The sequence below is a fragment of the Croceicoccus sp. YJ47 genome (assembly GCF_016745095.1).
In the GTDB taxonomy this organism is placed as follows: domain Bacteria; phylum Pseudomonadota; class Alphaproteobacteria; order Sphingomonadales; family Sphingomonadaceae; genus Croceicoccus.
On the sequence record NZ_CP067087.1, the window covers coordinates 129,650 to 148,146 of the forward strand.

At 61.2% G+C, this 18,497-nt stretch carries 16 protein-coding genes and 1 pseudogene; 8 read left to right on the forward strand and 9 right to left on the reverse strand.

The window, feature by feature from the left end:
* Positions 1-162: 162 nt before the first annotated feature.
* Positions 163-753, reverse strand: a complete 591-nt coding sequence (locus tag JD971_RS16955; protein ID WP_202087187.1) for a DDE-type integrase/transposase/recombinase — start codon at positions 751-753, stop codon at positions 163-165.
* Between the two features lie 174 nt (positions 754-927).
* Between JD971_RS16955 and JD971_RS00530 the strand changes: the two genes are divergently transcribed.
* Both JD971_RS00530 and JD971_RS00535 read left to right on the forward strand, forming a co-directional pair.
* Positions 928-1,542 (forward strand): AraC family transcriptional regulator, encoded by a 615-nt coding sequence (locus JD971_RS00530; RefSeq protein ID WP_202085190.1) that lies wholly within the window; start codon positions 928-930, stop codon positions 1,540-1,542.
* Positions 1,506-1,832 (forward strand): GyrI-like domain-containing protein, encoded by a 327-nt coding sequence (locus tag JD971_RS00535; RefSeq protein ID WP_236672182.1) that lies wholly within the window; start codon positions 1,506-1,508, stop codon positions 1,830-1,832. The genes JD971_RS00530 and JD971_RS00535 overlap by 37 nt, the downstream gene beginning before the upstream one ends.
* 332 nt (positions 1,833-2,164) lie before the next feature.
* Here JD971_RS00535 and JD971_RS16370 read toward each other — a convergent pair whose 3' ends face one another.
* Both JD971_RS16370 and JD971_RS16375 read right to left on the reverse strand, forming a co-directional pair.
* Entirely contained in the window at positions 2,165-2,335 is a 171-nt protein-coding gene (locus tag JD971_RS16370; RefSeq protein WP_236672183.1) for a hypothetical protein, read from the reverse strand.
* The gene (locus tag JD971_RS16375) at positions 2,332-2,616 is read right to left on the reverse strand and encodes a MarR family winged helix-turn-helix transcriptional regulator (protein ID WP_236672184.1); all 285 of its coding nucleotides are present in this window, start codon (positions 2,614-2,616) and stop codon (positions 2,332-2,334) included. Before JD971_RS16375 ends, JD971_RS16370 begins: the two co-directional genes overlap by 4 nt.
* A 79-nt stretch (positions 2,617-2,695) precedes the next feature.
* Here JD971_RS16375 and JD971_RS00545 point away from each other — a divergent pair, with 79 nt between their 5' ends.
* Positions 2,696-3,151 carry a hypothetical protein gene (locus JD971_RS00545; RefSeq protein ID WP_202085192.1) on the forward strand — a complete coding sequence of 152 codons (456 nt, stop codon included), beginning with the start codon at positions 2,696-2,698 and terminating at the stop codon, positions 3,149-3,151.
* Positions 3,152-3,628: 477 nt separating this feature from the next.
* Here JD971_RS00545 and ada read toward each other — a convergent pair whose 3' ends face one another.
* Positions 3,629-4,714: a bifunctional DNA-binding transcriptional regulator/O6-methylguanine-DNA methyltransferase Ada gene (gene ada / locus JD971_RS00550; protein WP_202085194.1), complete on the reverse strand. Its 1,086-nt coding sequence runs from the start codon at positions 4,712-4,714 to the stop codon at positions 3,629-3,631.
* Positions 4,715-4,992: 278 nt separating this feature from the next.
* On the opposite strand from ada, the gene JD971_RS00555 reads away from it, so the two are divergent.
* Positions 4,993-5,742, forward strand: coding sequence for an SDR family oxidoreductase (locus JD971_RS00555; protein ID WP_202085196.1), 750 nt, complete (start codon positions 4,993-4,995; stop codon positions 5,740-5,742).
* A gap of 713 nt (positions 5,743-6,455) precedes the next feature.
* Here the strand turns inward: JD971_RS00555 and JD971_RS00560 are convergent.
* The 3 genes from JD971_RS00560 to JD971_RS00570 all read right to left on the reverse strand — a co-directional run bounded on the left by JD971_RS00560 (position 6,456) and on the right by JD971_RS00570 (position 11,157).
* Positions 6,456-8,768: a TonB-dependent receptor gene (locus tag JD971_RS00560; protein ID WP_236672185.1), complete on the reverse strand. Its 2,313-nt coding sequence runs from the start codon at positions 8,766-8,768 to the stop codon at positions 6,456-6,458.
* Positions 8,769-9,348: 580 nt separating this feature from the next.
* On the reverse strand, positions 9,349-10,167 hold the full coding sequence (locus JD971_RS00565; RefSeq protein ID WP_202085199.1) for a DUF1080 domain-containing protein: 819 nt from the start codon (positions 10,165-10,167) through the stop codon (positions 9,349-9,351).
* A 165-nt stretch (positions 10,168-10,332) separates the two neighbouring features.
* Positions 10,333-11,157 (reverse strand): phytanoyl-CoA dioxygenase family protein, encoded by an 825-nt coding sequence (locus JD971_RS00570; protein ID WP_202085200.1) that lies wholly within the window; start codon positions 11,155-11,157, stop codon positions 10,333-10,335.
* A 296-nt stretch (positions 11,158-11,453) separates the two neighbouring features.
* Here JD971_RS00570 and JD971_RS00575 point away from each other — a divergent pair, with 296 nt between their 5' ends.
* The 3 genes from JD971_RS00575 to JD971_RS00585 all read left to right on the forward strand — a co-directional run bounded on the left by JD971_RS00575 (position 11,454) and on the right by JD971_RS00585 (position 13,693).
* Positions 11,454-12,359, forward strand: coding sequence for a sugar phosphate isomerase/epimerase (locus JD971_RS00575; RefSeq protein ID WP_202085201.1), 906 nt, complete (start codon positions 11,454-11,456; stop codon positions 12,357-12,359).
* Positions 12,360-12,409: 50 nt separating this feature from the next.
* Positions 12,410-12,814, forward strand: coding sequence for a DUF6379 domain-containing protein (locus JD971_RS00580; protein WP_202085202.1), 405 nt, complete (start codon positions 12,410-12,412; stop codon positions 12,812-12,814).
* A gap of 273 nt (positions 12,815-13,087) precedes the next feature.
* On the forward strand, positions 13,088-13,693 hold the full coding sequence (locus JD971_RS00585) for a TetR/AcrR family transcriptional regulator (protein WP_202085203.1): 606 nt from the start codon (positions 13,088-13,090) through the stop codon (positions 13,691-13,693).
* 390 nt (positions 13,694-14,083) lie between these two features.
* On the opposite strand, the gene JD971_RS16380 is transcribed toward JD971_RS00585, so the two are convergent.
* Positions 14,084-14,401, reverse strand: coding sequence for a hypothetical protein (locus JD971_RS16380; protein ID WP_236672186.1), 318 nt, complete (start codon positions 14,399-14,401; stop codon positions 14,084-14,086).
* A gap of 95 nt (positions 14,402-14,496) precedes the next feature.
* Positions 14,497-14,670, reverse strand: a pseudogene (locus tag JD971_RS16960) (hypothetical protein); the annotation flags it as partial.
* 447 nt (positions 14,671-15,117) lie between these two features.
* On the opposite strand from JD971_RS16960, the gene JD971_RS00595 reads away from it, so the two are divergent.
* On the forward strand, positions 15,118-18,483 hold the full coding sequence (locus JD971_RS00595; RefSeq protein ID WP_256435271.1) for a glycosyl hydrolase: 3,366 nt from the start codon (positions 15,118-15,120) through the stop codon (positions 18,481-18,483).
* Positions 18,484-18,497 lie beyond the last annotated feature (14 nt).

An 18,497-nucleotide genomic window follows, 5' to 3' on the forward strand; every position in this document is an offset into this window, starting at 1 on the left:
GGGAAGCAAAGCAGGGATAACCGCTTACAAATCCGCCCCTGCATTCGCTGTCGAATACCCTTGCGGGCTTTCGCGGTGAGCACACATTCGGCGCTTTCGCCGCACTGCAAAGCCCGCAGGTCAAACCAACCAGATACAACGACCCCGCCTGTTACAAACCTGCTAGGCGGCTCGGCAATATTCGCAAGCACTGACAATGAATGGCCTTTCGCCGTCCGCAGTGCAGAAGTCCGCGGCTGTCTGAATATCAGCCTTCCCATCCATGTCGGACAGGACGACCTTCGCGCCGTCGCCCGCAAAGACGTACGCGGAGTTGTCAGTCGGATGCAAACCGCTTTCCGTTTTGCAGAATGTGACCTTCCCCTGCCATTCTTCTGGTCGTGAGGTTCTGCCACTGCACCAGTGCGGCTGAGCGGCGTGTCTTGTAAGTTTGACGGTCGGCGAGCGGGCGTTCGGAAGTGATTGCGGAAGCTCGCATGAACCGAGGCCGCTCCGCATCGCTCGCTCTCGTCGGCGGAGTGGAAGACGGGAGTTTTCAGCCCGATTGCTGGCGCAGCAGCCCATCTCCTGCTTCCACGAATGTCCAGATCTGGACATGGCAGCTTTGGAGGAGCGACGCCCATCTGTCGTAATCACATCAGGCGAACCGTGACGCTTCAACGCCTTCATCGTGAAACACTGGGCTGCACCTTTTTCCCTCGTTTTCGTAATGCAGCTTTCGAGGGGTTCACCCTCCTGATCGACGGACGTCAGAGGGTTTCTTGGCTCGGGGTATTCAACTCACCGAACCCGCCTTGCGCGATTGACCAGACGTACCACCCTTCTGACAGTGTCAGCCTGCGTCGAAATCGGTAACCTTCATTTTGCGCAAGATCGGGAACGACGCGCTGGCTCTGAAAGCGTAATTGCTGGGGCAAGGAGATCAACATGCAGCCAAGTCAACGCACGCGATACGCCGATCGGATCGAACGCGCGATCGCCTTGCTTCAGCAAGAACTTGCCATCGGAAAGGTGCCCTCGCTGGACCAGCTTGCCGCGGCGGCCGCACTATCGCCCTATCACTTCCATCGCATTTTCCGGATCATGACCGGGGAGACGGTGGGCGCCGCGATCAAGCGTGTGCGGCTGGGCGGAAGCTTACCGCTGCTCGATCAGGGCATCTCGGCCGCAACCGGACAGAGCGGATATGCGACCAGTCAAGCCTACGCCCGTGCGCTCAGGGAATCCACGAGCGTAGCCCCTTCTCAATTGCAAAACGATCCCCACCATCGCGCCAAAGTGGCGGCATCCCTCTCAAGACCTGCGATCGAGAAGGATGTCGACGCGCCTGCGCTTGAGATATCCATCATTTCCCTCTCGCCGCTTCGCCTCTCGATCATTCGGAACGTCGGCGATTACCAGGAACTCAATCACGGCTTCAACTTGCTGTTTGAGCGGTTGCTGGAGCACATGGCCCCTATGACGTCACTGGGCTTTACGGCATTCCCTACGATGACCCGCAAGAAGTGGACAGCAAGGACTGCCGCTTCGATTGTGGGGTAACGACGACCGACCGCGTCCCGGCCGAGTGCGGCATTGGCGAAATGGACATCCCCGGTAGCCTCACGCTGCGAATGCAGCACATTGGCGATTACGATCTGATCCACGTGGCGGTCGATGGCCTCTATCGTGAGGCTGTTCTTGCCGATCTTCCTATCGCAGCGCTCCCGCTTCTCATTCATTATCTGGATGACCCGGAAGAGGTGCCATTCGATCAACAGCGTGCCCTCATATACATCCCGCTTGAGGGAGCTTCATCCGCCTGCCCCCCTTCCATCTGTGGAGGCTCCTGAAGGAACAAGTGGTAAATTCAGGTCTTGGCAGGAGCCGGATGCGGCCATCTGTCCGGCCTGTCGATGCGGCGCATGGCCCCTGGCCCGTATGGGAGCTCGCGGACGCGAACCGCATCGCCCACGGCGCGCTGTTGCCACGGTAGAAAGCCTTGGTTCGACCGGCCCCGTCTCGCCGATTGTCGTGCCATACCCTCCAGCATGCACTGGTTTACGCGCCAGCATCTGCTCAAGCCATTCGATGACGGCGCGCAATTTTGCAAAACCGGAGGCGCAGCTATCCAAGCATTTCAGATAAAAGCAGCACGGAAGCCAACGCCCCCAAGCGCTGCCGGTCATTCAGATGAGGTTCGCATCGAAAACGTCTTGTCGCGATAAACGATCTTTTGCATCAGTGCGACCAGCTGCCCCTGCTCCTGCGGCGACAAGCCGGCCATTGTTTCGGCATTCACGGACCTCGCCGCCTCGATTGCCGCATCGCGCAGCCCTCTTGCATGATCGGTCAACCAGATCCGCTGCACCCGGTAGTCGGCCTCGTCCTTTGGCGCCGGACAAGCCCGTCGCGTTCCATGCGCGCCAGCGTGTTGGCCATGGTGGCCTGTTCAATGTCCAGACGTTCGACCAGCTCCTTTTGCGTCAACCCGTCTCCCTCCCACAGTTCCAGCAGAGCCGGGAATGTGCCGGGGGTAAGCCCGAGCGGCCGGATGCGCGCAGCCAACCCTCTCTCGAACAGCCGCGCCGTGTGATTCACGAGGTATCCGGCCGACAGGTCTTTGTGAAATTTCATATCGTGTCGATAGCACTTGCATAGCAAGCTATACAAGAATACATAGCTGACTATGTTTTGAAACACGCGGAAGGTTTCCATGGCGAAAATGATCCACCCCATCGCAGGCGCGATCGCCCTGCTCACGATTGTTTGCTTCTGGTTATCCACGGTGTCGGCAGAGCTGATGGGCAGTGAAGCGATGCTCGTCACGGTCAAGACCATCATCCCGTGGGGCTTCCTGATCCTGATCCCATCGCTGATGGCGGCAGGCGGCTCCGGTCTTCAATTGGGCAAGGGATTGCGAAACCCGTTGGTCGGTGTGAAGCGCAGGCGCATGCCCATCATTGCAGGCAATGGTATTCTGGTTCTGATACCGTCCGCTCTATATCTGTCGTTCAAGGCTCAGGCGGCGTCTTTCGATGCCTCGTTTTACATCGTGCAAACGATTGAGCTGATCGCGGGCGCCGTGAACATCGCCCTGCTCAGCCTCAACATGCGCGACGGACTGCGTCTCGCCCGCAAACGTCCGGCGGTGAACGACGCCAGTGCGTGAGCAAGCTGCATATCCCTGCGCGTGGCCGCTACAAATGCTCCCGACGGGAGCGACAGCAGACCTTCCACGTTCCGCAGAGAGAGCGGAAATCGGACATACATCATCACCACAAGCCGGATTACCTCCGGTGACGAGTGAAAATACCGAAACGCGTTTGGCTGATTTCTCGGCTCGGAGTATCCACCTCCCCTACCCTGCGCTCCGCAATTTTCCAGTGGTACCATCTTTCTGAGAGTGCGTTCATTCCAAGAGTTCGCGACCGTCGCTGGGCGGGGATAAAGATCCAAGCGCAGAGCGGAAATCAGGTCGGGCAAGGGATAGCGCAAGTCGCGATACGCGCCTTTGCCAATCCGTGCCGGGCGATGACAGCACCCTATGCGTCAAGGTCTGCGCAGATATCGTGCCAAGGGAAAGACCGGATGCGATTGTCGATCATAACGGACGCGGAATTGCCACCCGGCTGGTTGAAGGCGGCGTTCATGGGCGCGCCTCTTTCTCGAGCAAGGCAAGCTTGCGCTCCACGCCCCAGCGATAGCCCGACAGCGAGCCGTCCGTCCTGACCACGCGATGACAGGGAACCGCGACGGCAATCGCGTTGGCACCGCAGGCCTGGGCGACAGCACGCACCGCCCTGGGGTTTCCGATCCGCGCCGCGATTTCGGCATAGCTGGCAGTCTGACCGGCGGGAATGTCTCTCAACGCCTGCCAGACCCTTTGCTGGAAGGCGGTTCCGCGAATGTCGAGTGGCAAGTCGAGGCCGATGCCGGGCGCTTCGACGAACCCCACAACCTGGGCGACCAGTCGTTCAAATTCTTTATCGCCGCCGATAAGAGCCGCCTTCGCGAAGCGATCCTGAAGATCACGCGCCAGCCTGTCGGGGTCATCGCCCAGCAGGATCGCGCAGACGCCTTTCGCGCTGCACGCGACGAGAATGGAGCCAAGCGAGCACTCTGCGACGGCGAACTTTATTTCCGTGCCGGCACCCCCGTCCCTAAAGGCGGTGGGCGTCATGCCGAGCATTTCGGAAGACTTTTCGTAGAAGCGGCTGCCCGAGTTATATCCGGCGTCATAGATCGCCTGTGTGACCGTGCTCTGCGCCTCCGCCAGCGCATGGCGAACAGACTTCGCTCGATGCGCTGCCCCATATTCTTTCGGTGTAAGACCCGTGATGGCCTTGAACTGGCGATGAAAGTGGAAGGGGCTGATCCCGGCAGCGGCAGCCAATGCGTCAAGGGTTGGAAGTTGCTCTGCAGTCTCGATCAAACGGCACGCCGCGCTGATGGCTGCCGCGCTTTCTTCGGAAATGGAAATGCCATCGGGATTGCACCGTCTGCACGCGCGGAACCCTGCTCCCTCGGCAGACCGGCAATCTGAAAAGAAGGTGACATTCTCTCTTTTCGGAAGGCGCGACGGGCAGCCCGGCCGACAAAAGATGCCGGTCGATGTCACGGCATAGACGAACTTCCCCTCAAACGCCGTATCGCGGCGAACGACCGCCTCCCAATAACGGTTTTCATCAGCGGGGTCAGAGCGTCTGATGTCGCTTTGTTTATCGGGCCGCATGTCCGTTCCCCATGAATAGTCCTTACCCTGTCTGCCAGTGCCCATCACGCAGTTCTGCTCGCAACCCGATTTCTGCGGGTTCCGCAAATTGCCTAGCAACCGGCGCAGCGTCTGAAACTCCGCATCTTGCTGTCAAACTTCGATGCGACGCGTCCTGCCGCCAGCCGTCCGGCCTGTGGCCCCGACGAGGATTGCTTTGACAGCAAGAAGCGGAGTGGCGGGCGGACCGCGCTCACATAGGTTGCTGCCATGCACGAAAGCAGAAAAGGTGTTCAAGCATGACTTTACTTGAGGGCAAGGTTGCCGTCGTCACGGGCGCATCCTCCGGCATTGGGCGAGCCATTGCGCTGATGTTCGCCGAGCACGGCGCGGCAGTCGTCCTGACAGCGCGACGCCAGGCTTATCTTGATGAGGTCGCGAACGAGATCCGCAGCAAGGGAGGACGCGCCCATGCGTCTGCCGGAGACATCGCCCTTCCCGAAACCCATGCGCGGATCGTCGCAGAGGCGGTACGCGAATTTGGCGGCCTCGACATCGCCATTAACAATGCCGGCACGGTGGGTGTGGCAAAGCCGCTGGCCGAAATCGCGCCCGAAGACTGGCAACACACGCTGACCGTTAACTTGACGGCCGCCTATCTGGGTGCGCGCAGCCAGATCCCTGCGATGCTCGAGCGGGGCGGCGGCTCCATCGTGTTCACGTCCAGCTTCGTAGGAACCAGCGTCGGTATTCCCGGCATGGCCGCGTACGGTGCATCGAAGGCCGGACTGATGGGGTTGGTAAAGGGGATCGCCGCCGACTATGCCGCCAAGGGCATCAGGGCCAACGCTCTTCTGCCGGGCGGTGTGGATACCGACATGGCAGGCGATCAAAGCCAGAAGGATTGGGCAGCCGGGCTCCACGCCATGAAGCGGATCGCTCAACCCAAGGAACTCGCGTCCGCCGCACTTTTCCTTGCCAGTTCCATGGCCAGCTTCGTCACCGGATCGGCTCTGTTCGCCGATGGTGGCAACGCTGCCGTGAAGTAAACAGCCGATGGGTCGCGAGTGCGAAGGCACAGCGCAATGACGCGCACCACAGGCAACCCGCCTTCGCATTCTGGCGGGCGCACTCCCATGGCCCCGCTGATCCAGACGCCCACCGTCGCCGGATAGCTACTTCCGGCGCACCTATGCGCTACGTGCGCTTGAGCAGGACGCCCTTTGCCATTTTGCGGCGATCGGCGGCACAAAGGCTCATTTCGGTGGCGATCTCCGGCAAATGGCGGGCTGGATAAGCCATCATATCGCGTGGCCGAGGAATTCCTCATGCTCATGGCGTTCGATGGCGGAGCGCTTCGGCATGAGGTTGACCGCGATCCTGGCGCTGAAACCGCTGGCTGCCAGCAGGTCACGGGTCAACTTCGATCTCGGCATGGCGCAGCGCGATGATGTTCGGCGGAAACACCGGTGGGGTACCTCAAGATTGCGTGCCGGGTGGCGAAGTGCCAGCAATGTCGTGCTGGCGATCCGCAGAGCGTTAAGGCGCCAAACGCGGAACTGGATGGCCTCCGGAGGGAAGCGGCGCCGTTCGAAGTACGCGGCTCGCGCAGCTTGCGACGACATCGCCGACAACCGCAGTCAAATCCTGCACCATGCGTAGCGTGCTGCCCTTGACCGCCGGGTTCCCCGGTCATCGATCCCGCGGCAGGACACTCGGCGTCGCAGAGACCTGAAAGGTCCCGACGACGCCGTCACCAGCATCAGAATTCAAATCCGGCGCGAAGGCCGACCGTGCGCACCGAATCGATGGTGAAACGCTGGTTGTAGGACAGGATGCCCGATGCCGCGTCACCGGGCACCTGGTCCACCGACGAAGGCCGGATCTGGTTGAAGCAATTGCGGCAGAAGATCCCCAGCGACCAGTTGTCGCCCGTGACCCCGGCATTGGCATTGAACCGATCGGTGGTCGGAACCTCCTGACCAGGCGCGAAGCCGGTGCTGTAGGACGAACGGTGATACCACGAACCACCCAGAACGCCGTCGATCGCGTTGGTCAACGGAACATTGTAGTTCGCGAATACCGTCGAGGTGAAGTCTGCGGAGAGAAGTACCGGCAGGCCGGCGGCATCGAAGAAATCGTCGGTCGCGCAGGAGGGATCGGTCTGCTGGGGATAGCACTGGGCGCTGGGATAGCTGTCGTACGACGCGTCCAGAAACGCCGCGTTGGCCCCGACCGTCAAGCCGCTGACCGGCCGCAGCGTTACCGTGGCATCGATGCCCTTGGTCGTCGCCTCGGCCGCATTATCGAGAATGAAGGTCTGGAGCGGGACGTTGAACGCCTGCACCTGAAGGTTTTGGAACTTCGTGTAGAACGCCGCGAGGCTGAAGGTCAGTAAGCGATCCAGCGCAGTCCCCTTGATGCCGATTTCGCCGCCCTTGGAGATTTCGGGCTCGACCGCGATCGATGCACCGGGCGCCGGGGAACTGTTGGAAAATCCGGGCCCCTTGTAGCCCCGTCCGTAGAAACCATAGACCAGGACATCGGGCGTAGCCTGCCAATCGGCGCTCAGCTTCCAGCTGAAATTGTCGGCCTCGATGTCCTCGTCGGTGAAGTTGTTCGGTACGCCCAGAGTGACGAAGTAATTGCCGGTGTTCTCGGTCAATTCGATCGAAACCTCGTCATGGGTGTAACGACCACCAGCCGACAGGGTCAGGTCGGGAACAAGCTCATAATCAAATTGGCCGAACACCGCGGAGGAGCGAACGCTCTGTCTGATATCGCTGTCCTGCCCCAGGAACCCGGAGTTGCTGACGCTGCACGCAGGCGGCGGTCCCGGCTGGACCACGGCATCGACGCAGAAGGGAAAGTTGACCGCGACGAAAGGCGGCAGACCGTTGAGCCCTTCGCGCAGGACCGTGTTGTGGGTATCGGACGAATAGTAATAGACGCCGACCTGCCCTGAGAACGGTCCGCTATCGGGCAAGGCGACCCGCACTTCCTGGCTGAACTGCTCGTAGTCGGTGGTATTGGCATTGGTGTTCAGGAAGTTTCGCGTCGTGAAATCGGTGTCGAACTGGAACTCGGTATCGAGCTTCCGCCATGCCGTGATGCTCGTCACCGTCCAGTCGTTGGCGAAGTCATAGCTGAGATTGGCGGAAACACCGCCCATCTCCAGATCGCGGAAGCTGGGCCCGTCGGCGGCGGCTTCCAGATTGTCGAAGCCCGGTGTCACCCCATCGGCTGCCACGGCACCTTCCACCGTCGAACCGTCCGCCAGATAGCGATAGGTGAGGTCGGTAAAGCCTGCCGTGCCGGTGGAATTCAGGTAATCGCCCTGGAGATAGACGGTGAGATCGCCGATTTCGCTGAGCCACTTGGCGCGGCCGCCGTATTGCTTCAGCACGGGCTCGAAGCGCGTGCCCGCGGCAGGCTTCTCGATCACCTGCACCACCGAGTCCTGCTCGTTATAGACACCGGCCAGGCGCACGGCGCTGTTGGCGCCGACGGGCAGATTGATGGCTCCGTCGACGGTCCCGCCAAGGCCATTGCTTCCCGGGCGATAGCGGGTCACGCCTTCCGCGTTCACATAGCCCGAAACCTCGCCCGGCACGGGGCGGGTGGTGATGATGTTGACCAGACCGGCCGAAGCGTTCTTGCCGAACAAAAGACCCTGCGGCCCGTTCAGCACCTCGACCCTTTCGACATCGTAGAACGGCGCGGCCGCGAAGGCGGCAGTGCCATAGACGACTTCGTCCACGACCTGCGACACGGTGGGTTCCAGCGTCGGCGAAAAGGTCGTGGTGCCGATGCCGCGAATGGAGAACGTATCGTCGTTGCCGCTCTGCAGGCTGGGCGCAAGCTGGGTCAGCGAAGACAGATTGTTGATGCCGCTCTGCTCGAGCTGCTCGCCACCGATGGCCTGCACGCTGACGGGCACTTCGAGCAAGCTCTCGCTGCGACGCGTGGCGGTCACGATGATCGTTCTGTCGGAATTCGAATTTACAGAAGCGTCGGCCGCGTCGCCTGCGTCCGATGACTGCGCCATCGCGCTGACGGGCAGGATCGCGGCCAAAGCGAGCAGCGCCGCGCCGAACTGAGAATATTTCATTTTTTTCTTCTCCTCATTGCCCCCCGGTAGTCGTGCGTGCCACCGGCGACCCGTAGTTAAACCTGCGGTCCAGCGCCCGTTCGCGGCAGAAGTCCGGCTATTGACGGTATCTTCCTGGTGCCGCGGTTCAGAGGCTTGTTCTGGTCAGTGAAAGCCCGGAGGCCTCGTAATGCTGGCGCTAAAGTTCACTCGATCACGCGTGGTCGAGCGACCGGGCATGCAGCGAGCCGGGCATTCCGGCTGGCAGCATGACCCTTCCATCAGCAATGCGTGTGCATCCCTTTGAGCATCTACTCATCCCTCCATGTTTCGGGCCTATTCAGTCCGGCGCCAAGCGATGCTTGATAGCGGCAGGAACCGGATCCGCAGGCCTCATTTGAGCAATGATTAGATAGAATCGCTGCAAGCTGTCAAGCAGATTAAGCACCGATTAAATTGCGGGCGATTACGGGTGCCCAGGATTTAACGCGCAGCCGTTCTGCTTTGTCGCGATCAATACCGGTGTCTTGTGGAGCCCGGCCTCGCGAATGCAGCAGCCGAGCCGTCACACGGCCCGTATCCTCACGTTCCGGAAGGATATTTCCGCGCCCTCGATCTGCAACAGGATGCGTCCGCGGGTGATCGGGACATAGGTCGAGGAGTCGCCCCCCTTTTGCCTCTGGAGGCCGTAGAGCGCCGTCACCAACCGTCCATTGACGATGTGCGCGGCGCTGTCGCCGCGACAGATCAGCTCGACGGTATTCCAGCCATCCAGCGTGTCGAAGCTGCCATCGGCCTTGATCCATTGACGCAAATTGCCGCCGGCATCGATCTGTGGCGCATAGCGCGTGTTGCCCGGAAAATCCGTCGGCCAGGACGGGATGCCACCGGCAGAGATCGCGGGGATGGCGCGGTGGTTGACGGGGATCGCGTCGCCCGTGCTGCGTTCCATGATCTGGTATTCGACACAGTCCGGCCACAGGAAGTCGCGGCCCGACGGGACATGGTAGAGAATGCCGCTGTCGCGCTTTGCCAGGGTGCGCGGTTCGTAGCGCCGCGTTCCCCATCTGTATTCCAGGCTCAGGTGATAGTCGCCATATTCGGTGGCAGTCGCGATATACCCCATACCGGGCGCCGCCGGGCCGGTATATGCGGGCCCCAGAACGTGCATCACACCATCGTCAAAGGCGATCACGCCATCGCGGTCGTTCGCGCCCACGCCATCCTGAAAGAATGTCCAGCCAGCAAGATCGGAGCCATTGAGCAGGTCGGTCCAACCACCGTCGGTTTGCGCGCCCTTCGCCGGTGCCGACAAAAGCCCGCCGGTAGCCACCGTGCATCCCGCCCCCGCCAGGAGACCGATTGCCTCGCGCCTTGAAGTCATCTGAAACCTCCCCGTCTGATTGTGTTCTGATGGGATCGATCCGGTCGCGACAAGGAGCCAACGCGAAGCACGTCGCGTACGGTGACGCGGTGCAGCGATTGCCGATTGTGGCGCCGCCCGGTATCGCCAGTTTCCTGCCCGACCGGCGCGCCAGGGCAAGCACGGTCAGCCGTTCAGCGCGCCAAGGTGTGTTTCCCAGTTGATCGTATCGTTGTGCGAGTGGGTAAATCCGATCGCGCGTTCGTGCGCGACGCAAGCGGCCGATCGGTAGGCGACGATATAGGTGCGCCGCCAGCGATCGGGCGAAGTGTTGCCCCCCGATCCATGGACGATGAGTTCGTCATGGACGGTGATGTCCCCGCGCTTCAGCGGCAGTTCCACAACGTCATCGTCAGGCATCACCTCGGCGCTCAGGATATGCGATTTGCTGCGATCCTCACCCATCAGGGGGCGGTGCGGGCGCAGGCCCTGTTTCTGCGAGCCGGGGATCACCACGAGACAACCGTTTTCCGCATCGGCGTCGTCCAGCGCCAGACTGCACGTCGCGGTCAGGGGCTCGGGCGTTCCGGTGGGCCAGTACCCCAGATCCTGATGCATGGTGAAGACCGCATCCGGCTTTGCCGGGCGCTTGGCAAGAAATTGGTCGTAGTCCAGCGTCGCCGTATCCCCCAGCAATTGCCGCGCGATCGAGGCCGTACGCAATTCGTAGAGGTTGCCGCAAAGTTCGGGGCGATAGGTCCTGGGCAGCACCGCGTTGACGAGGCTGAATTCCTCGAACTTACGATCATAGGGGCCGGACATGTCGCAGAAGTCCTTGCCCATGCCGGGGACTTCGCCGCGGATGAAGCGATCGAACAATTCCTCGATACCGGACAGTTCGTCGTCGGTCATCACCTGGCGCAGGGTAATGTACCCGTCACGGTGAAACCGCTCGATCTCTTCCGGGGAGAGAATGAAGGCAGCGCCTTGTCGGCCAAAGGTCGTGGACATGTCGAACGGCATCCTTGTCTGTCCGCTCGAGCGGCGTCTTGGGTGACGATTATTAATCGGCGATTAGATGAAGGTCAACGCTCTCGTGCGCCCATGCGTAACGGCGGGTTGCGCCGGGAACGGGAAAGCGGCGTTGCTGGCCTGCTCGTCGCCCCGGCGCACATCCTGGCCATACCGGGGGGCACGTGCGGCGCTCCCCTTGCATATAATCTAATCAGCGCTTAATCGAACCTCTGATTCGATAATGACCCCGCACCCGCAAGGCGCGAGGTGAACAGATTCAAGGGAGACCCTGCATGGCCGGACAATTCAAATACGGCGTATCCGCCTACAGCTATGGCGAGGATTATGGTTCGGTCATGGCGATGGAGGATGTTTTCGATCACATCGCCGGAACCGGTGCCACAGGGATCGAGATTCTTGGCGAGGGACAGATCGAAGGCTACCCCAATCCCCCCACCAGCTGGCTCGACCGGTGGTTCGGCCTGCTCGAAACGTACGACCTCGAACCCACCAACATGTGTTCGTGGGTGGATACCCGCATCACGCTGAAGCACAGCCTGACAATCGAGGAGGGAGCGGCGGAACTGGAGCGCGACCTGCGCCTCGCCCATCGGCTGGGCTTCAAGTTTCTGCGCCCCAAGTTCGGCGTCATCTCGCATGACCTGATCCCCGATCCGCAGTGGGAAGCCTATACCGAGCGCAATCTCGATCTTGCGGCGAAACTGGACGTGGTGATCTGCCCGGAAATCCATTCCCCGACGCCGATCAAGCACAAGGTCGTCGACGGCTATATCGACTTCATCGAACGCACCGGCAGCGAGAATTTTCGCCTGATGATCGATACCGGCATTTTCCAGGACAGGCCGTTGACGCACTGGGGATCGCATCAGATCAACGAGGAGGCCCGCAAGCACATGGAATTCCTCAACGGCATCGCCGTCGATCCGGAGGATTTCCTGGACGTTGCGAAATATGTGGCCTTCGTCCAGGCCAAGTTTCACGACATCGACGAGAATCTGGAAGACCAGAACATTCCCTGGAAGCCGGTGATCTCCGCCATCAAGCGTTCGGGCTACTCCGGTTACCTTTCCAGCGAGTACGAAGGCTGGCGCGCGCCCTGGCGCTCGATCGACCAGGTGCGGCGTCAGCACGTCTTGCTGCGCAAGCTGGAGCGCGAATTCGACGAGGGGCGTCCTTAGGCACCCGTCGTCCAACCCGCGCACAATCCATCCAGATCGGAGTTTATTCCATGCTTGAACATCAATTGATCCAGGGCACCGGCTTTCGCAATTTCGGCCCCGACGGCGCACGCGAAGGTTTTGCCGTCCGCATCCGTATTCCCAACTATCACGGCACCCGCCTGTCGCAGATCGATGGCTTCGACGTGACGGTCGATGGCGAGTTCTTTCCTTTCGAAAAGAACCGCTTCGGCATCCGCGACGAAGTCTACACGCTGGAAGAAATGCGTGAGGAAACCGAGGCACGCTGGGGCTTGACCGAGTGGGGCGAAATCCTGGTCGACAAGCCGGGCGGTCTCGAACCGGGTGTGCACACGGTCGAAGTAAAAGCGCGGATCCGCTATTCCTATTTTCCGCCCGATGTACATATTTTCCCGACCCATGCAGAGCGTCTGGCCACCATCTGCATCCCGTGATCGCACGGTTTCGCCGGCAGTCCTTCACCGGGCTGCCGGCGTGCCAGCGCTTATGGGAATCCGTTTACGCAGCCCGCCCGCTCGCAACCTTGCGGCGGCGGGCTTTTTTGTTTCACGAGGCTCGGCCCGATATCCGGCCTCCCATCGCGCTTGGCAAAACCTCTGTTGCCCGGCGCGAAAATGTCGCCTCTGGCGGGCCTTGCGAATTATCGCGAAGCCTTCTCATCGCCGCAAATGCTGCTAGATGCCGTTTCAGGACAATCGAGGGCCGGAATGACGCAGGCGAAAAACCCCTACCACAAGGAGAATTTGCGACGGGATTTGCTGGATGCCGGGCGCGATTATCTTGTGACCCATGGGCATACCAGCCTCTCGATCCGATCGCTCGCGCAGATCGTGGGCGTTTCGCCCGGTGCGCCCTACCACCATTTTCCGGATCGACGGTCGCTGCTGCTTGCGCTCGCCATCGAAGGGTACGAGGAAATGATGGCAGGCGTGGGGAAGGCCGTCGGCGGGGCCAGCGGAACCGCGGACCAGCTGGAGGCGATGGGCGTCCATTTCATCGCCTTCTCCAAGAAAAATCCGCACCTCGTCGAATTGATGTATGAGAGCGAACTGACCACGCCCACGCTCGATCGCCAGCTTCTCGATTACCAGATCCGCGCGCACAAGGCACTTCGCGGGCTGATTGCCGAACATCTGCCGGACATTACCGAGGACGAAGCGGACGTGCGCACGATCGCGTTCTGGTCCGCGGTCTACGGGTTTGCAAACATGCTTCGCAAGGGACTGATCTATCCGGACGGGGTCATGGATTTCAAGGAAAGGCAGCTGTCTCTCGCCATCGTCCATCAGGCGGTTTTGATGGCCATCACCTAGTTGCGCGTCTTCCCGGACGGTCCGGAAAAAGCGCAGCATGACGGGACCCGAAAGGCGCCGGAGCGCGCAGCGGTGCCTTGTCGGTATTGGTCGGGCCGAACGCCTCGGCGTTGCCAATTGTCTTCCACGGAATCATCGATCAGCCGGTCGACCCACAGATTGGCGAGGCGGATCCGAACGGTCTTGGCGCCTTCGCTGACAAAAAACTTGATGTCGCTCGTAGAGGGTCGGGCACGAAGTCGTGGCTATAGATAGCCGTCCCCGCAAAGTACCGCAATTTCAGCGCGGCCTACGATGTCCATGAAACAAGCTGCGGCAGCGCCATCGCGTGTCCCGCGCCGGGAAATTACCGCTGCCAGTCCCGGCTGAGATCGACACGATCCTGCGCCCTCATCGTCGCCTTTCCGGCTTTGCAGGTTCGCCCTTTTGACGAAGGACCACGTTGGACGATCCGCCCGTGGCCATTTCGAGCGGTACGACGATGCGGCCGCCTTCGACGCGATGGGCTGCCGTCCCGCGCCGATCCGTAACTGCGTCCCACCATTCGGGACGACACCCGTGGGTGCAGAACGAAAAATCACCCGCAATGGGCCGTCCGCTGCGGTTGAAGACAAATAATTTCTCCGCATCGGGTAATCCCGAACAGTGGGGCGAGATGCCGTAGACGAACCCTTTACCCACCCGTTGCGACGAGGCGTTGTCCGCCAACCACAGATCGTCGGCAACCTCGCTCCAAGGGCGCATATCATCGGCCAGGTTCGGGCTTGCTTCGGGAGGCGATCCGACGAAAGAATGCGTTCCAGCGTCGACAGCGTCATGCGCATGCCGCCGCCCAGCACAAGCAGTCGATAGCGAACGCCCCCGTCCAAAACGAGCGCGCCGTCGCCAGTCATGCGGAGCGCGTGCCGCAGTCCTTCCTCGCCCACAAAGTCGAACCCCCAGCCTTGCGGCAGACCATCGAAACTGTCGGCAGTTATCGTGCGAACTGCAAAAAGCTACCATTCCGTATACGCCATCGCGGCATAAGCGAATGGTAAGCCGCACAAGCGAAGCGATAGGAACAACGACATCGGCCGATTTGGGATCATCTTGAATTGAATTTCCGAGATAGTTGTTTTTCCAAGCCTGATATTGCTTCCGAGAGTTATGATCAAAATCGCTAAGGACTGCGAAGCCAAATTTGCGCGCATCCTTTGCTTGATTAGGAAAGCTGTCCGCTACGATCCCCTTTGCGCAGGTCGGTGCCCGGTGCCCACCCCTTCGCAGAACCATTCTTGTCGTACCAAATGAGGTGCTTCACGATGCCGCGCGTTCGGACCTTCGATCCCGCGCCATCTAATCGGTGATTATTTTGGTTGGTATGTTGTGTTTTCCCGCTATGCCTTCATGGAGAGGAAGAACGGGTTCCAAGACAAATGACGCGCATGTCGAACAGCTTTGCACATCTCAGCCCCCCTAATCGTCGAGGCCGGAGAGCGGTCGGGCGGCGAAGAATCGGGAAGGAAGCGATTGTCGGGGTGCTCGCTCTGTGGCTTGCCGGCTGCACGCAATCGGTCTCAAATCCATTGGCAGATGGCTTCGCCGACCCGCCTCCGGCGGCGCGACCGTATACTTGGTGGCATTGGATGAATGGCAACGTCTCCGCAGATGGTGCGGAGGCCGATCTGCGCTGGATGCATGAAGCCGGCATGGGCGGAGTGCAGCTTTTCGAAGGCACGCTGGCGACACCCCGGGTTGTCGATCCACCGCTGATCTGGTCCTCGCCGGAATGGGGTGGAGCAGTCGCGCGCAGCGCACGTGTCGCGCAGGAACTCGGCCTTGAACTGGCTATCGCGTCCTCGCCTGGATGGAGCGCGACAGGTGCGCCTTTCGTTCAGGCCTCGGACGCGATGAAAAAGCTCGTATGGTCACAAGTCGAGGTGCCGGGCGAAACGGCTGTCGGTTTGCTCCCTCCCCCGCCTGACGTTGCTGGCCCCATCCAGGATATCTCGGCTGCGCACCCTGACCAGGGGCATGCACTCTACAAGGACGTGCGCGTCCTGGCCTTTCCTTCTGTCGATGCAACCGCGCCGACGCCGACCGTCACGCATGGCGCAAGCGAACTGCTCGAAACCGGCATGATGACGGATGGACGTTATTCTGCCGCTACCGCCGTGCCCATCGGCCCTGAGGGTAGGGCAAATTTGACCTTCGACTTTGGCGCTCCCACCGTGATCACCGCTTTCGAACTGGGTTTGAACGCAGCAACAGGTTTTGGCGCACCGCCAATGCCGCAAGCCGTACTGAGTGTGAGCGCGGACGGCAGGGACTTTCGCACCATTGCCGATCTTCCGGGCAATACTGCAGGACTGCGCACGATAACGTTCGCGCCGGAAACGGTTCGCTTCGCGCGTCTGGAACTGACTCAGCGACCGGGGGGCGGGCCACCTGCCCCATCCGGCACCGTGGCCATACCCGCTCCGCCCGCGCCCGATGCATTCTCCCTGACGGAAGCCCGCTTTTCCGGGCGCGCGCGGATCGATCAGTGGGTCGAGAAGGCGGGGTTTGCCACCACCCCGGACTACTACGCGCATGACACGCCGGGTACGGCTGATGTCGACGCAGTCCCGGCCGCAGATGTGGTCGACGTTACGGAGTTCCTGCAAGCCGACGGTTCTCTGTCCTGGGTGCCACCTGCCGGACGCTGGACGATCTTGAGGCTGGGCTATTCGCTCACGGGCGAAACGAATGGCCCCGCACCGGCAGAGGCGACCGGATTGGAAGTGGACAAGCTCGACGCCGATGCCGTGGAGCGGTACATCACACGCTATCTCGACATATATCGCGCAGCCGTGGGCGAAGAGCTGGTCGGTGACCGAGGCATTCGCGCGCTCTTGAGCGACAGCATCGAGGCGGGGAACCAGAACTGGACGCCGCGAATGATCGAGCAATTTCGGACATTACGCGGTTACGACCCCACGCCGTTCCTACCAGCCCTCACCGGCGTCGTGATCGAAAGCGCGCAGGCCAGCGACCGTTTCCTGTGGGATTTCCGCCGCACCATTTCAGACCTCGTGACCGAGGCCCATTACGGCACGCTCGCTCGTATCGCGGATGAAAGCGATCTTACCTACTACGCGGAAGCCCTCGAGGACCGTCGCCCGCAACTGGGTGACGATCTGGCAATTCGCGCACGGGCCGACATTCCCATGGGGGCGTTCTGGTGGGCCCCGAACGGTCGCCTCGAACGGCCGACCTTGGCAGCGGATATTCAGGGCGCCGCATCGGTGGCGAATATCTATGGCCGCGCGCTGGTCGGTGCAGAAAGCCTGACGGCCTTCGGCCTACCTTTCGCTTTTTCCCCTGCCGATCTCAAGCCTTCGGCCGACCACGCCTTTGCGCTGGGTGTCAACCGGATGATCATCCACACTTCGGCGCACCAGCCACTCGACGATGCACGACCGGGTTTCTCGCTCGCTCCGCAGCTTGGCCAGTTCTTTACCCGGCACGAAACGTGGGCGGACATGGCGCGGGGTTGGACGGACTATCTCGCGCGCGTTTCGTGGTTGATGCAGCAGGGCCGCCACGCGGCTGAAATCGCCTATTTCGTGGGCGAGGAGGCGCCGGTGACGGCCCTCTATTCCGAACGGCCTTTCGAAGGCGTGCCGCAGGGCTACGGCTTCGATTTCGTTGGCGCAGAGGGCCTGCGCTCAGCCATTAGCGTGGCGGCGGACGGCACGCTTGTCTCCGATGGCGGCGTCACCTATCGCCTGCTGGCGCTGGGCGGCAGTAGCGAACGCATGACCTTGGCGACCCTCGAACGCATCCATTCGCTTGTCGGCGAAGGAGCCGTACTTGCCGGCGCGAGACCCGATGGCACACCGAGTTTGGGCGATGACCCGCAACGCTGGAGCCAGCTTGCGGACGAACTCTGGCCATCCGGCAGCAGCAGTCCGCATCGCTTCCAAGACGGCATGGTCTACGAAAGCCTGGACGAGGCTCTGCGCGAAACTGGCACCGCCCCCGATTGGTTTGCCGAGCCTGCTGCGGATCTTATCGTGCAGCACCGCGAACTGGACGATGCGGAGATATATTTCGTATTCAACAAAGGCCCACGCGCGTTTGCCGGTGATTTCTCCATGCGGAGCAGCGGCTATCGACCCGAACTCTGGGACGCCGTAACCGGTGAGCGTGAAGCGCTGGCCCATCGAACCGCGCACGATCGCACCCTTGCCCGGCTGGAAATACCCGCAGGCGGCTCTGCGATCGTGGTTCTTGCCGGGGATGATGTACCCGCAAGTCCGGCCCGGCAAAGCATGGCTCCCGGCGCAGAACTTGACCTCAACGGTGACTGGCAGGTTGAATTCGGTGAGGAAGCGCGATCAGTCGCCATGCCTCGCCTGATATCGTGGACCGATTTGCAGGAGGCGGACCTGAGGTACTTTTCCGGAACGGCGCGATATAAGCGCGACGTTCACGTCCCCCCGGATGCGCTGGCAGGAAACCCTCGCATCGAACTGGAGCTCGGCGAAGTGGGCGACATGGCGGAAGTGTCGGTGAACGGAACTGCGGCAGGTATCGTCTGGACCCGGCCGTACACGCTCGACGTCACCTCTCTCGTAAGACCCGGCGACAACAGCTTCGAGATCCGCGTCGCGAATCTTTGGGTCAACCGCCTGATCGGCGATGCCGTCCTTGGCACTCAGGATGCGATGGCGTTCGGCCCAACCTACACTGCGGACGCGCCTCTTCGCACGTCGGGCCTGTTAGGACCCGTGAAGCTGCGCGTCTTCGCAAGCCCTGCCCCCTGAAGCTCTCGTCCTGT

What these genes read in the sequence shown, in the direction of transcription:
- JD971_RS00530 (WP_202085190.1), top strand. Translation starts at nt 928, where the DNA reads ATGCAGCCAAGTCAACGCACGCGATACGCCGATCGGATCGAACGCGCG.
- JD971_RS16375 (WP_236672184.1), bottom strand. Translation starts at nt 2,616, where the DNA reads ATGAAATTTCACAAAGACCTGTCGGCCGGATACCTCGTGAATCACACG.
- JD971_RS00545 (WP_202085192.1), top strand. Translation starts at nt 2,696, where the DNA reads ATGGCGAAAATGATCCACCCCATCGCAGGCGCGATCGCCCTGCTCACG.
- ada (WP_202085194.1), bottom strand. Translation starts at nt 4,714, where the DNA reads ATGCGGCCCGATAAACAAAGCGACATCAGACGCTCTGACCCCGCTGAT.
- JD971_RS00555 (WP_202085196.1), top strand. Translation starts at nt 4,993, where the DNA reads ATGACTTTACTTGAGGGCAAGGTTGCCGTCGTCACGGGCGCATCCTCC.
- JD971_RS00565 (WP_202085199.1), bottom strand. Translation starts at nt 10,167, where the DNA reads ATGACTTCAAGGCGCGAGGCAATCGGTCTCCTGGCGGGGGCGGGATGC.
- JD971_RS00570 (WP_202085200.1), bottom strand. Translation starts at nt 11,157, where the DNA reads ATGTCCACGACCTTTGGCCGACAAGGCGCTGCCTTCATTCTCTCCCCG.
- JD971_RS00575 (WP_202085201.1), top strand. Translation starts at nt 11,454, where the DNA reads ATGGCCGGACAATTCAAATACGGCGTATCCGCCTACAGCTATGGCGAG.
- JD971_RS00580 (WP_202085202.1), top strand. Translation starts at nt 12,410, where the DNA reads ATGCTTGAACATCAATTGATCCAGGGCACCGGCTTTCGCAATTTCGGC.
- JD971_RS00585 (WP_202085203.1), top strand. Translation starts at nt 13,088, where the DNA reads ATGACGCAGGCGAAAAACCCCTACCACAAGGAGAATTTGCGACGGGAT.
- JD971_RS00595 (WP_256435271.1), top strand. Translation starts at nt 15,118, where the DNA reads ATGTCGAACAGCTTTGCACATCTCAGCCCCCCTAATCGTCGAGGCCGG.